This window comes from Mesorhizobium sp. GW821-FHT07A06 (assembly GCF_059419085.1).
In genome coordinates, this window is sequence record NZ_JBWKRC010000016.1 from 75,885 (window position 1) to 90,106 (window position 14,222).

A 14,222-nucleotide genomic window follows, 5' to 3' on the forward strand; every position below is an offset into this window, starting at 1 on the left:
CCCCCACAATCCCCGCCCCAAATTTCTTCTCCTACACGATGCCTGTGCAGCGGCGATCGGCGACAGACATCCGCTATTTCAGCCGGCCGGCACGAGATCCGGGTGGGTACCGACGTCTAGGAACTGCTTATCGACATGTCTTAGGCTGGCACCACTGCGTCGACCACGGAGCCAGCGAAGCGCGAGTCCCGGTTGCGAACTTCGGTCGGACGCAACCCACACCGAAACCCGTTCCCGCCGACCTCGCCCTAAGCCCCAACCACCCCCGCCGCCTGCGCCCGCACATACGCCAGCGCCGCCACCGCCAGATCCCCCACGGCCATCCCCCGGAATACGAACGCCGTGGTCTCGCCCGGGCTCTGCCGCCCCACAAAGTCGCCGCATACCAGGCCCGTCAAATCGCCGGCGACCAGTGCTGGGTCGACCATGGGTTTGGGCATCTGCTTCTCCTGCTCCAGATCGTCGACGACGATGCGGTCGAAGCGGCGCATGGTTGCGGGCAGCCAGGGCAGGGCCAGGTCGGTGATGGCGGTGAAGCTGCCCGGTTTCAGCCAGTTGGCGTCGAGGAACGGTTCGGGTTCGGGCACCAGGGTCACCGTCGTCACCACAATGTTGGCGCCTTCCACGGCTTCCCTTGCCGTGTCGCAGGGGATTGCGTCCAGGCCGCGCGAGCGTGCCATTTCGCAGAGCGCGTCGCGGTTGCTTTTGCCTCGACCGAAGGCGCGGATTTCGCGCAGGGGAAAGAGGTCGGCGAAGGCCTCTAAATGGCCGCGCGCTTGCACGCCGCAGCCGATGAAGGCGACGGATGACGCATCGTGCCTTGCCATGCGCCGGGCGGCGACGGCGCTGAGGCCCGCCGTGCGCTTGGCCGTCACCCAATTGCCGTCGACCAGGGCCAGCGGCAGGCCGGTCTCGGCGTCGAGCAGCGTGATCAGCGAATTGATCGTGGCCAGTCCGCGCGCGGCGTTGCGGGGGTTCACCACCAGTGACTTGGTGGCCAGCACCGGCGGAACCGAGGCGACGCCGAGCGTGGCCATGAAGTAGCGGTCGTCGCCCGGCCACACGGCGGCCTTGGGCGCGCACCAGACTTCGCCGCGCCTCTGGCCTGATATCTGGCGTTCGATCTCGTCGACGACATCGGGCGTGGAGATCGCCAGGCGATCGAGAACCGCCGACGACAGATAGGGCAGCGTTTCGGCGGCCGGGGATTGATTGCTCATCTTGTCATGTTCCCTAGGAGATCGTCAGATTACACGATGCGCGCGGGGCCGAAAGCCTCGCGCCGCGAACGGCGTGACGGCAGGTCAGGCCGCGCTGCCGCTCTGGCGCCTCGCGGCGGGGTCGAAGAGCCCTTCCGCCGCGAGCGTGCGGCTCGGATGGGCCGCCTCGTAGGCGAGCGCCTCGGGCGCGGGCAGCGCCGGCGAGAAGAGAAAGCCTTGCGCGACCATGCAGTCGAGCGAGCGCAGGATCAGGCGGTCGGCGTCCGTCTCCACCCCCTCGGCCATCACCTCTATGCCCAGCGCGCGCCCGAGATCGATGACCGTCTTGACCAGCGCCTGGTCCTCCACCGACTTGGCCAGGTCGCGCACGAAATGCTTGTCGATCTTGATCTTGCGGATGCGGCTGTCCTTCAGCGCGACCAGGGTCGAAAAGCCGGTGCCGAAATCGTCGAGCACGATCGATATGCCGGCGTCGGCGAGGCGGCCGATCTTCTCGTCGACCCGATCGCGGTCGACCGGCGCTTCCTCGGTGATCTCGATCTCCAGCATCGCCGCGGGCAGGTGCCTCACCTTCAGCATGTCCAGGATCATGTCGTCGACATTGCCCGCCTCGAGCTCGCGCGGCGACAGGTTCATCGCGACCCGGACATCGCCGCGGCCGCTGCCGGCCAGCGCCTCGATCATGGCGCAGCAATTGCGGAACACCGTTTCCGTCAGCAGCGGCAGCAGGCCGGTCTCGCGCGCGGCGGTGACGATCTCGGGCGGCGAGATCGCCCCATGGAGCGGGTGCCGCCAGCGCAGCAGCGCCTCGAAGCCGACCACCGCGCTGGTGTCCAGGCGCACCAGCGGCTGGAACCATGAGCACAGCGCGCCGGCCTCGATGGCGCCGCGCAGGTCGCGCTCGATGCAGTGCTTGCGCTCCAGCGCCTGGTCGAGCCCGGCATCGAAGACGCAGTATTCGTTCCTGCCCTTGCGCTTGGCCGCATAGAGCGCGAAATCGGCCCGCAGCAGCATTTCCGTCAAGCGTGGATTGTCCGAAACGTAGATGCCGACCGAGGCGCCGACGCGCACCGAGTTCAACGCCGGATCCGGTTGCGCGATCGCCGCGATGAGCGCGCCGGCCAGCGCGCCGGCCGGACGCGCGGATCTCGCGGCGGAAAACAGCAGCACGAACTCGTCGCCGCCGATGCGCGCGATCGTGGCGCCTTGCGGCGCATGGTCTTCGATCCTGCGCGCGACCTTGACCAGCAGGTCGTCGCCGATGTTGTGGCCATAGGTGTCGTTGACGGATTTGAAGCCGTCGAGGTCGACCAGCATGGTCACAAACGGGCCGTCGGAAGGCCCGAGCTGGCGGATCGCCTGCTCGAGCCCGTACCGGTTGAGCAAATTCGTCAGCGGATCGCGCCTGGAATTGCGGTCCATCTCGGCGGCGAATTCCCGCGCCTCGTATTTGAGGCGGCTCGTCTCGCGGAAGCTGGCCTGCCCGATCAGCGCGCTCCTGACCATGCCGCCGAGGAACAGCACGATGGTGAAAGCCAGGACGTAATTCTCGATACCGCCCCTGGCCAGCACGCATCCGGCGGCGACCAGAAGCGGCAGCGTCATGAAATTGATCGCCGCCGGCGCATAGGAGGCCGAGTAGGTGACGGAGCCGGCCGACAGGCCCGCGAGCACGATCAGATAGAGCGGCGCCTGCGCGGTGGTGTATCCGTCCGCCAGCACGGCCAGGAAAGCCCAGGCAATGCCGGACGCCAGCGCCAATGCGCCGTAAAGGGAAAGCCGGGCGCTGACCGGCCTCGGGCCGTTGCCGGAAATGTCGGGCTGGGCGGCGGCAAGCGCCAGGCGCGCGCTGTTGATGATGCTGACCGCGGCGAACCACAGCACCGCGCCAACACCGCCATGCGAAAGCATCTGCACGGCCAGGATCAGCGCCGACAGCACCGTGGCGATCGGCATGGAAATGAAGATCCCTTTCCGCAGATCAGCGAACTGATCGCGGAGGATCCCGGTTGCCACGGCTTCGCTCTGCCCCTGGCGGGAGGGGCCAGCAAACAAGCGCTCGAAATGCCCTGCCATGGCACGGTGATTAGGGCAGTGGAATGAAAATCCTGTTAAGGATTTCAGCGGTTTACGGCGTATCTCTCAATAGAGGCGGGCGGCGGGCCGTGGCGGAGGACCGCGGGAAGCGTCCGTGATCCCGCGTCTGGCTGGCCCCGGTTTCGAGGCAAAGGCCGGACAAATTCATGGCTTCGGCGCAGGTTTGACTGGCGCGCGGATGGCGAACATCTATACTGGGAACATCAGCCGCGTGGGGTCGCCATGAGCAAGGAGTTCAGTGTCGCCGACGCCTATGGCACGGGCCGCGCCATCTTCATGGGACTGGAGCTGCTCGTCGCGCCCGGTGCGCTGGTGCCGCGGCCGGAGACGGAGCTGCTCGGCACGACGGCTCTTGGTGTCTTGCACCGGATGAACCTGCCAACGCCGCGCATCATCGACATGTGCTGCGGCGCCGGCAACCTCGCCTGTGCCATCGCCCACCGCGTGCCCGCCGCACGCGTCTGGGCGAGCGACCTCACCGATGGATGCGTCGAGGCGACACGACGCAACGCCGCCCATCACGGCCTGGCCGACCGCGTCTCGGTGCACCAGGGCGATCTGTTCGGCGCCCTCGCGGGCCAGGGACTTGAAGGGACGATCGACGTGATCGTCTGCAATCCGCCCTACATTTCGGAAAAGCGGCTCGAGGGCGACCGCGCGCATCTGGTCGAGCTCGAACCGCGTGAAGCCTTCGCGGCCGGCCCTTACGGCCTCAGCATCCATATGCGGGTGGTGAAGGACGCGCCGCGATATTTGCGGCCCGGCGGCGTCCTGCTCTTCGAAGTCGGCCTTGGCCAGGACCGGCAGGTGATGGCCCTGCTGGAGCGCAGCAAGGCATACGAGAACATCCGCGCCGTCTCCAACGAAGCGGGCGAGGGCCGGGTGGTCCTGGGTCAAGCCAGGGCGCAGGCATGAGCGTGCGGAACGCCTGAGCAATTCCAGGAAAAGTGTGAGCGGTTTTCCGTCCGGAATTGCGTGAAAACAAAGCAATTCCAGGAAAAGTGTGAAGCGGTTTTCCGTCCGGAATTGCGTGAAACAAAAGCAATTCCAGGAAAAGTGTGAAGCGGTTTTCCGTCCGGAATTGTGTGAAAACAAAGACATGGAGCGCTTCGCGTTGAAACGGATTCATGCGATGCGCTTCAAGTCCTTGTTTTCATGCATGCCGTTGTCCCAAAACCGAGGTCGCTTCCGGGCGGCATGCGTCAAGCCCGGCAATCAGTTCATCTTGCGCAGGATGTATTGCTCGATGCCCTGAATGGAATCGAGGTTTTCAGGCAAGAGCTCGCTGTCCTCGACGATGATGCCGAAGGTCTCCTCGATGAAGCCGATAATCTCGAGCACGCCCGTCGAGTCGACGATGCCCTGATCGAGCAGGGACGTGTCGTTCACCAATGCCTTCGCGTCGCTCACGTAGAAATTCGAAATCAGGAAACTGCGAATTTGCTCGCTGTAGATTCCGGTGCGTTCCTTGGTAGTCAACATGAATTCGCCCTCCGTTGCGGCCTCGTAAATCTAGCGACTTCGTCCCCCAAAGCGCATCGCGCTGAAACGGATTCATGCGACGCTCCTTCCAGGTCCTTGTTTTCATGCATGTCGTTCTCCCAGGACCGGGGTCACTTTCGAGCGACATGAAACAACCCGCCTCATGACAGGGCCGTCTTCTTCAGTTTGCCGGTGTCGGTCATCGGCAGGCTGGCCACGACGACGATGGACTTCGGCACCATGAAGTTTTCCAGCCGTTTCTGGCACTCCATCTGCAACTGCTTTTCGCCGATGGTTCGTCCATTCTCCATTACGACAAACGCCTTCACCGCCTGCCCGAGGAGTTCGTCCGGAACACCGATGACCGCCGCTTCCCGCACCCCTGGAATGTTCATGAGCACGTTCTCGACCTCCTTCGGAGCCACCTTCTCGCCCCGCGATTTGATGATCTCGTCGCCACGGCCGACGAAGTAGAGGTAACCCTCGGCGTCCATCCGGCAGTAGTCGCCGGTGTACAGGACCTGCTCGCCCGGCAGCGGGCCGGGCTTGAGCTTCCTGGCCGTCGCCTCGGGCTTGCCCCAATAGCCCTTCATCACCGTCGCGCCGCGGATGACGAGCTGGCCGACGACGCCGGGACCGACCCGCCTGTCATGTTCGTCGACAATCCACATTTCCGTGTTCGGGATCGCGATCCCGACGCTCAACGGCTTTCGCTCGAGGTCCTCTGGCGGCAGATAGGTGCAACGCTTGCATTCGGTGAGGCCGTACATCGAATAGATGCGTGCACTCGAAAACAGCTCGCGAAGCATGAGGATATGCTTGAGCGGCAAGGCGGCAGCGGTGTTGGTGACGTAGCGAATGCGTGAGAAATCCTGGTCCTTGAGCGACTTGAGCTCGGAGAGCGCCGCAAAGATGGTCGGCACGCCGGGAAAGCCCGTAACCCCTTCTTGCCTGATCAGCTCAAGGACCCGCGCCGGGAAGGCGAAGGAACGCTCGAGCACCAGCCGGGCGCCGGTGCGGAACGCCATGATCATCTGGTACAGGCCGTAGTCGAAAGCCAGGGGCAGGACGTTGAGGATCACCTCGTCCTCGCCAAGCTCGAGGTAGGAGGCGATGGACGTGCAGGCGGTCATCATATTCCTGTGCGTCAGCATCACGCCCTTGGGTTCGCCGGTCGAGCCGGAGGTGTAGATGATAGCGGCGAGATCGACATCGATGCAGCGCCGCGCCGGCGGTGCGCCGCCATCGATGGCGACCGCGGTGTCCCAGCGCACGGCATGCGGCAATCGGGAGAGCTCGACGTCGTCGATCGTCCCGGAAACGATCATGCGCAGAAGCGAGGGACAGCCGCGCGCCGGCTCGCGGAAGACCGCCTGCAGATGCCCATCCGTGATCAGCGCCGTCGGCTTGCAGTCGTTGAGCAGGTAATCGAGCTTGTCGCTCTTGGTGAGCGGGTTGACGATGCACACCACCGCGTTCGCCTTGAGCACCGCCCAGAAGCTCACCACCGTCTCGACGGTGTTGTCGGCGAAGATCATCACGCGATCGCCGCGCACGACCCCCGACGCGGCCAGATCCCGGGCGATCGCATTGGCGCGGGTTTCAAGCTCGCCATAGGTGACACGTTGCTTGTTGCACACCAGCGCAACCTTGCCGCCGAGCCGGCCGGCGGAATGGGCGAGGTAGTCATGCAGCAGTGGTACGGCATCATGCAACATGCAAGCGTTCTTCCCGATGTTCGCGGTCGACGTCGACGCTGAGCGCATAGTCGCGAGTGGCACTGGGGCAGTTCGCGACAAACTGCCGATGAAGGAGTTGGGTCGACAGCACGCCGACCAGCGCCATATTGTCGGCATTGGACAGATCGCCGTCGCCGGTCCTGGCCTGGCACTTGCCGAGCAGGCGCGTGACCGCCTTCGGATCGAAGATATTGGCCTCGCGCAACGCCGTCTCCGAAAGCGCCTCGCGAACGTATTCCGGTGCGTCGCCGGCGACGAAGCAAAGCGCGTTGGGCGCGCGGAACGGCTGCTTCTTGCGGGTGACGATCTCGGAGGGCACGATCGGTTCCGCCACGCGTTTGAGCACGTGCTTCTCGTCGAGGACGCGCAGCTTGTAGGCAGCCGGAAGCGAATTCGCGAGCCTCACGAGTTCATCGTCCAGGAAGGGGAAACGCCCCTCGACAGAGTGGGCCATCAGCATCCTGTCGCCTTGCGAGGAGAGCAGATAGCCCGACATCAGCGTCTGGACCTCGAGATACTGGTCCTGCGCAAGGGGGCTCCAGCGCGGGAACTCCGCGGGCAGGCGGGCGAGCAACTCGGACACGGCGTCGCGGCGCTCGGTTTCAGCGCGCATGTCGGCGGAAAACAAGCGCTTGATCGCGCTGGTGGTGTGCCAGCGTGTGTCATGGGCAAAGCCGGGCGCGTCATGGGCCTGGATGTTGCGTCCGAAGAACTGGCGCGCCATCGCCTGCTGTTGCACAGGCGAGCGGGTGAGGTAGGGGTAAAGGCGTTCCAGGAGCCGCGAGCGTCGTGTCGATGCCGGCTGGCGGCCCCAGAACCGGCGGACCTTGCCTTCGCGGAACAGGTCGTAGCCGGCGAACATCTCGTCAGCCCCTTCGCCGGTCAGCACGACCTTGATGCCACGCTCGCGCACCAGCCGCGAGAGCAGGAACAGCGGCGCCGGGGCGGTCCGCAGGATCGGGCGCTCGGTGTGGTGGATCACCTCCGGAAAGATCGCGGCGATATCGCCGCGCGAAACCACCACCTCATGGTGCTCGCTGCCGGTTGCCTCGGCAACCAGGCGCTGGAAGCGGGTCTCGTCATATTCGGCGTCGGCGAAACGCAGCGAGAAGGTCTGGAAGCGTTCGCCGGCGAAGCGCCTTCCCAGCGCGGCCACGAGCGAGCTGTCCAGTCCACCGGAGAGGTAGCACCCGACGGGCACGTCGGCGCGTACCATCCTGAGCGCCGTCGCGGCCTCGAGGGCGCCACGCACGCGGTCCACCGCCTCATCGCACGACCCGGTGAACTCGCCCTGCCGCGCTCCGGAAATCTCGGGGTAGGAAGGTCGCCAAAAGGCCCGCTCGCGAACGGTGCCATCCTGGTAGGTGCGGACATGCCCCGGCTCGAGTTCATTGATCCCCTGGAATACCCCTTGCGGCGGAACGACCGTCCAGAGCGTGAAAGTCTGGTCGATGCCGGCCGGATCAAAGGCGCGAGATATGGTTCGATCGGCCGCGAAGATGGCCTTCACCTCGCTGGCGAAATAAAGCCGGCCCGCGTGCTCGCAGAAATGCAGCGGGCAAATGCCGAACCGATCGCGCGACAATACGAGACGCCCCGCCATCGAGTCCCAGATTGCGATTGCCCATTGGCCGTTCATCCGCTCGAAGGCTGCTTCGCCCCACGCACGATAGGCATGGAGCGCGACCTCGGTGTCGCTGCGGGTCCGGAAGCGGTGGCCGAGCGCGATGAGCTTTTCCCGCAGCTCGACGTAGTTGAAGATCTCGCCGTTGAACACGATCCAGGTCGTGTCGCCGGTGTCCGCGAGCGGCTGCTGGCCGCTGGAAAGATCGACGACGGAAAGCCGCGCATGCGCCAGCCCCGCGCGTCTGTCCCGGTAAAGGCCGTGCTCGTCGGGGCCGCGATGCGCCAGCGCGCCCACCATCCGCATCAGCGCCTCACGCGAAGGAGAAGCCGCCGCGGCGTTCAGCGCCACTATTCCAGCGATGCCGCACATCCCCGGTCAATCCTCGTCAATTCCGGCGGACAGCAAGGGCCGCGCGTGAAGATAGTGGGCGGCCCGCCGCTTCGCGTCGATGTCCTTGAAGACTTTCTGAAGCTGGGGCTCGGTGAGGCCCGCCCCCGCCGCGACCTCATCGGCGGCGATGCCGTGGTTCAGGCCATAGAGGCATAGATCCATCAGGTGATAGGGCAGCGCGAAATAGAATTCCTCCTGGCTTTGCGCCATGGAGAATGTGTCGGTGGTGGGTGGCCGCCGCTGGATTTCCTCGTCCACCCCGAGATAGTCCGCGAGTTGATAAACCTGGGTCTTGTAAAGGTGGACGATCGGCATCACGTCGGCGGTTCCGTCGCCCTGCTTGACGAAAAAGCCCTGGTCGTACTCGAGGCGGTTCGGTGTCCCAGCGACCGCGTATTTGAGCCGGTCGGCGTGGTAGTATTCCGTCATCTTGCGCAGGCGCTGCTTGTAGTTGGTCGCCGCGACGATCTGCAGGTAGGCGGCAGGCGACAGGCGCACCGTGTCGACCTTGCCCTCTGGATCCTGGACCGTGAGCCGGGTGATGTTGAGGCCGTTGCTCTCCAGAACCGATGCGAGCACCAGCTTGCATTTCCAGCCCTCCCCATAGTCGGGAACGACGGTCTGGATCGCCTCGATCTGCCGGCGGTAGGCGCCGGTGGCCTCGAGTGCCGGTGCTATGTCTTCCACGACGTTTTCAATGCCAAGCTGTGCCGCGACCCGGCGGCCAAGTCTGAGCGAATCGCCGGAGGAATCCCGCTCCGGCATGAACAGTCCCAAGACCCTGTCCTTGCCAAACGCGCGCGTGCACAAGGTGGCGACGACGGAGCTGTCGATACCGCCGGAAAGGCCGACAACCACGCCGCGACGATGGAGCGTGCCGAGGACCTGCGTGCGCAAGGTTTCAACGATGCGATCGACCTCCGCGGGAGCATCGAGCAGCAGCGCGTCCTTGCCGAAGTGCGAGATCACGTCGATGACAAATCCTCCCTTTTGCGAGACTCGGCCGGGGAGTAGGTCTGCACAACGGCCCTCTCGATGAGGGGACGGTTGGTGGCAAGATGGGGCTCCACGACAAGGTCGATGTGGTTGCCGCTGATCGGAACCACGTCCAGCCGGGCCAAGGCGCTATCCCAGCCCAAGGCCTGGGGCATTCCTTCCCGGCGGCATCGAAACAAGGTGCCGCCGATCGGCAGGGCCGGTTTCGGTGCGTCCAGCCACTGGAAGAAAGACCGCGCCCGCAAGACCTCCTGCAGTTCCAGTTTGGTTCTGAAGCTCGTCGGGTTGAATTCTCCCTTGGCAGAGCGGTCGAGGAACCTGGCGAGATACGCCTCGCAGCCAACTGCAACGGTGATTTTCGCAAGGGCCCGGCAAGCCATCCGGTGGGCGGATATGCGATTTGTCCGAATGCGATGGAATGTGCGGGTCAGCGTCGCCCAGGGGTCGCTCGGTTCGTTCAGAAGGCTCGTGTCGAGGATGCCCAGAAACCTGACCGGTCGACCGGCGGCCAGCAGCCGTGCGGCAACCTCGAACGCAACCGCGCCGCCAAGCGAATGGCCGAGAAGTCGCACGGGGCCGGCAGGCTGGGCGCGGCCTATCTGTTCGATTGCGGCGGCGGCCATGGCGGAGAGAGAGTTATGCCCGTCCAATATCGCGGCGAGGCCAGGGTACCTGATGGGGTTGACCCTGGCGACCTTGCCCATGGCGGCCGCGAAGGCGGCCAGGCTCGGGCCATAGCCGACGGATCCCGGAAACAGGAAAAGAACCGGGGGGTGTTGCTTCTTCTCGCGCCGGTCGCCTGCCTGTGCGGACGCGACCGCCTCAACCATCTCGTTGAAGCTCATTCCGACGGTGAAGGCCTCAAGGCCCAGTTCCTGGCCGATGGCGTTCTCGATCGCCATGACGCAATGCAGCAGCTGCAGCGAATCCCCTCCCGCATCGTCCCAGTTTACCGCTGAAACGCCCGTGTTGAGAACCTGCATCCAGGCGTGCTGCACGATTTGCCTGGTGTTCAGTTCACTTCCGGCGGGCGGCGGCCGGGCAGCGGGCGGTTGAGCGGCTGGCGCCGTCTTTCTGTCCGAACGGTCCATTTGGCTGAGGCTTGCCAGGTCGACCTTCCCGCCCGGCAGGCGCGGGATGGCGGCGATGGTGTGCAACCGCGAGGGGCGCAGTGGCGCCGGCAACGTCGTTCTGACGAGTTGGCGAAGCTCCTCCGCGAAAGCAGCCCCGGCCGGGTGCCTGGGAACCGCGAACGCGACGAGTTCTTTCTCCGGCGTCACGATTGCCACCGCATCCGCGACCGACGGCGCGCCCCGCAGGACCCGCTCGAGCTCGGCGGGTTCGACGCGCCGGCCATTGATCTTGATCTGGCGCCCCTTGCGGCCGACGACCCACAGCAACCCATCATCGTCCAGCCGAACGAGGTCGCCCGTCGCAAAAATCCGAACACCGGGATTGTCCGGGTCCGGTCGTGCGGGAACGACGACACCGTTCTCCCAGTAGCCAAGCAGAACATAGGGGCTCCTGATCAGGAGCTCCCCGTGCTCTCCTGTCCCGACACTGCGCTCCGCTTCGTCGACAATGGCGAATGCCATCCCGGGAAGCAGCCTGCCAACAGGGACCGACGTGTCCTGCTCCGGCCAGTCCGCCGGCAAGAACCATTGCGAACCGGTGGTCTCGGTCGACGAGTAGCCGATCTGGATCAGGCACTGGTCCGAGACGGCCTTGCGCAGCAACGCGATATCGGTCCACGACACCTTCTCCCCGCCGATCCTGGCCACTCTGAGTGAGTGGAAAGCGTCGGCGGGGGCCTCGGTCAGGAGCGCCCGAAGCAGCGCCGGCACAAGATAGGCGACCGTTACGCCTTCGGCTTGCACGCGGGCGCGCACCGCGCGCAGGCCGACCGCCTCCACCTCGACAAGATGCAACGCGGCGCCCGTCAGCAGCGCGGCAAGAATCTCCCGGCAACCGGCAATCGTGGCTGGCCCGGTCAGCGGCAGGAAGACGTCATCCGCGTTTATATGGCACGCGTCGACATATTGCAGGACCCGCCAGAGCAGGCTGCGTTGGCTGTTGACGATCCCCTTGGGACGTCCGGTGCTACCCGAGGTGTAAAGCACCATTGCGGGCGCATCGACGGAAACGGGCGGCGGTTGTTGTGATGCCCGTTGAGCGTCCGGCGCGACGCCGGCGGCAATGTCGACCCACAGCACGTGCCGCGCCAGATCGATGGGACGGCCATTTCCGGCGCCTATGATGGCGCCGAGCCGCGCGGCATTCACGATCTCGATGATCCGGGAGCCCGGATCCCTGATGTTGAGCGGGACCGAAGGCCGTCCGGCCGCCATGCTCGCCAGCATTGCCACCGGGTACCAGACCGAGTTGGCCTGAAGGATTCCGACCGCCTGTCCCTCGGGGACGACGGCGGCGAGACGGCGTGACAGTGTCTCGACAGCCCGCAAAAGCTCGGAGTAAGTCAGGCGGTCGGCGCCGTCGCTGATCGCGAGCTTGTCCGGATATTGCCTTGCGACGTCTGCAAGGTGATCGAAGATGGGAATGTCCGCAAAATCGGCGCCCATCCGCTGATAGGGGCGCCAGACAGGCCCACCCTCGTCGAGAGCATATTCGGGCACGGTTGACCATCCGCGGAGTGTCGTTGTTCGACACTCCGCCTGTAGATCCTGATCCACCGCTTCCGATTGCAAATACGCTGGAGACATTCAGAGCCCCACCAAGCTGAATGTCGACCATCGCTCGCCACCGGAATCTTTTCATCAATCATTCGGATGATGTCTCGATCTTGACCGGGCAGCTTTTTCCCGATCCATCCTCGCCGGAACTACTCTAATTCCCCTCCGGAAAACGGCCGGGTCCGCCTCAATTTCCCCGGCCGCGAGACGCTTGCCCAGGGCCAATGCCGCGTGTCTCCGGCGGTGGGAACCTCTGAGCCTTCCCAAGAGTCCACGGGGCTGAAGGGTCATTCAAATGAATGTTGGTGGGGGGTGTAATCCGGCTAAGCTTTGGGTCGCAGGTGGGTGTGTGCCTGCTTGGAGACGTTGGGCATTTCGGCATGATTATCGAGTTGTTTGGGCCGCCTGGTGCAGGCAAGACCACACTTCTTCGCGGCCTCTGCCAAGGGATGGCGAAGCAAGGCATCAACGTCAAGACAGTGAACGGCTATCGCCTGATCGAATACGGCTCGGCCCAGGATGACGGCCCGGAGGTACGTCATGGCATTGGCCGTATTGGCAAAAAGATCGCCACCTCCGCCCCTGTCTTGCTATCGACCTTGCCAAAGGACGGGGTAGCGGCGCGGCTTCTGGCATCAATCCCCCTGCGGAGCCGCACATGGTCGTGGCGCATGAAGGTCGACATCGCCCAGCTATGCGAGTCCTGGCGCAAGGCGCAGGAATCGGAAGGTTACTTCATTTTCGAGGAAGGCCTGATCCAGGCTTTGTGCGCGCTGGTTCTGCTGGCGCGCAGTCCAAGCATCGACGCGGTTCGTGACACGCTGGCGTTCCTGCCGCGGCCGGATGTCCTTATCCAAATCGATGCGCCGCAGGAAACCTTGCGCCGCCGTCTTATGGACCGCCATGCCGCGCAACCGCTCATCGAGGTCCTCCTGTTCGAACTCGGCGTGGAGAGGGGTCTGAAGCAAGCCAATATATCGCGGGAGGTCGGCGAATGCCTGCGCCAGGGCGGATGGCCCCTGATTAAAGTCAACGGCGCCGACTCTCACGATTTCGACAAGATCATCAAGCGAATCCTGGGAGAGCATGTCAATGAGACCGCCGTGGCGTAAGCGGGGCGACAGGAGCCAAATCACTGCATAGCCGGACGGACTCCCGACGTCGGCCCGAGCGCGCTCGCCCTCAAACAACAAAAACGTTTGCGCGCAATGTCGCGCGATGGCGGCAAGGCCGTCCCGATCTCTCGTCCGCTGGTGAGCTTCGCATCGGCCGTGGTGCCGAGAACCTCGGGGCGGTCGGATGACCTTGCTTAAAACCTCGTTCTTGGGCTGAATGCCTGGACATTCGCCACGTTGCCGAAACAAGTGAAACGGGTCCGCCTCCGCGCTTCGGCCTGCCGGGCGCGACAAGCATCGAAGGAGAGCACTGTGATCAACGAAGCCAGTCCAAGGCCTCTCGCGGAAATCGCCAGCTATCACGCCCACATCTACTATGACGGAGAGACCGAGCGGCAACATGCCGAATGGCTGCGTCTTCGCATCGGCGAGCGGTTCCGGGTGCGCCTGGGCAATTGGCACGACGGGAAAGTCGGCCCGCATGACCAGGCCATGTACCAGGTCTCCTTCGCCAACGAGATTTTCGGCACGCTCGTGCCTTGGCTGATGCTGAATCATGGCGGCTTGAGCATCCTCATCCACCCGAATACGGAGAACCCCAAGCGCGACCATCTGGTCGATCCGGTCTGGATCGGCCGGCCGCTGGGGGTGCATGGCGACGTGCTTCCGGAAGACCACGAGGCGGAAGAGCCGCTGGAGCCGAACACCGAGCCATCGCTGCCGGCGTAGGCCGGCGTCGGTTCCGTTGGGTGCGCCTCTATCCCCGCCGCGCCATGGGGGGGCATCATTTGTCCGCCAGGAACCAAACGTCCACCGGCCACGAAGCGAGCGAGGCCGGTTGGCTTGATCTTCATTTCGATGATCCC

The 14,222-nt window shown here is 64.6% G+C and carries 10 protein-coding genes; 3 read left to right on the forward strand and 7 right to left on the reverse strand.

The window, feature by feature from the left end; all coding sequences use genetic code 11:
• Positions 1-248: 248 nt before the first annotated feature.
• Together AC07SZ_RS32220 and AC07SZ_RS32225 are read right to left on the reverse strand one after the other, a co-directional pair.
• Entirely contained in the window at positions 249-1,220 is a 972-nt protein-coding gene (locus AC07SZ_RS32220) for an ornithine cyclodeaminase family protein (RefSeq protein ID WP_494917500.1), read from the reverse strand.
• Positions 1,221-1,304: 84 nt separating this feature from the next.
• Positions 1,305-3,176 carry a putative bifunctional diguanylate cyclase/phosphodiesterase gene (locus AC07SZ_RS32225; protein WP_494917501.1) on the reverse strand — a complete coding sequence of 624 codons (1,872 nt, stop codon included), beginning with the start codon at positions 3,174-3,176 and terminating at the stop codon, positions 1,305-1,307.
• A gap of 363 nt (positions 3,177-3,539) precedes the next feature.
• Here AC07SZ_RS32225 and AC07SZ_RS32230 point away from each other — a divergent pair, with 363 nt between their 5' ends.
• Complete coding sequence (locus AC07SZ_RS32230; RefSeq protein WP_494917502.1) at positions 3,540-4,232, forward strand: N5-glutamine methyltransferase family protein; 693 nt, start codon at positions 3,540-3,542, stop codon at positions 4,230-4,232.
• A gap of 300 nt (positions 4,233-4,532) precedes the next feature.
• On the opposite strand, the gene AC07SZ_RS32235 is transcribed toward AC07SZ_RS32230, so the two are convergent.
• The 5 genes from AC07SZ_RS32235 to AC07SZ_RS32255 form a co-directional block, all read right to left on the reverse strand.
• On the reverse strand, positions 4,533-4,799 hold the full coding sequence (locus AC07SZ_RS32235; protein ID WP_172372672.1) for an acyl carrier protein: 267 nt from the start codon (positions 4,797-4,799) through the stop codon (positions 4,533-4,535).
• 161 nt (positions 4,800-4,960) lie between these two features.
• Positions 4,961-6,517: a class I adenylate-forming enzyme family protein gene (locus tag AC07SZ_RS32240; RefSeq protein ID WP_494917503.1), complete on the reverse strand. Its 1,557-nt coding sequence runs from the start codon at positions 6,515-6,517 to the stop codon at positions 4,961-4,963.
• Positions 6,507-8,534, reverse strand: coding sequence for an asparagine synthase (glutamine-hydrolyzing) (gene asnB / locus AC07SZ_RS32245; RefSeq protein ID WP_494917504.1), 2,028 nt, complete (start codon positions 8,532-8,534; stop codon positions 6,507-6,509). Before asnB ends, AC07SZ_RS32240 begins: the two co-directional genes overlap by 11 nt.
• A gap of 6 nt (positions 8,535-8,540) precedes the next feature.
• Entirely contained in the window at positions 8,541-9,524 is a 984-nt protein-coding gene (gene nadE / locus AC07SZ_RS32250) for an NAD(+) synthase (RefSeq protein ID WP_494917505.1), read from the reverse strand.
• Complete coding sequence (locus AC07SZ_RS32255; RefSeq protein WP_494917506.1) at positions 9,521-12,271, reverse strand: AMP-binding protein; 2,751 nt, start codon at positions 12,269-12,271, stop codon at positions 9,521-9,523. Before AC07SZ_RS32255 ends, nadE begins: the two co-directional genes overlap by 4 nt.
• Positions 12,272-12,621: 350 nt before the next feature.
• Here AC07SZ_RS32255 and AC07SZ_RS32260 point away from each other — a divergent pair, with 350 nt between their 5' ends.
• On the forward strand, positions 12,622-13,353 hold the full coding sequence (locus AC07SZ_RS32260) for an AAA family ATPase (protein ID WP_172372682.1): 732 nt from the start codon (positions 12,622-12,624) through the stop codon (positions 13,351-13,353).
• 318 nt (positions 13,354-13,671) lie between these two features.
• The gene (locus AC07SZ_RS32265; RefSeq protein ID WP_056572047.1) at positions 13,672-14,085 is read left to right on the forward strand and encodes a DOPA 4,5-dioxygenase family protein; all 414 of its coding nucleotides are present in this window, start codon (positions 13,672-13,674) and stop codon (positions 14,083-14,085) included.
• Positions 14,086-14,222: the final 137 nt, after the last annotated feature.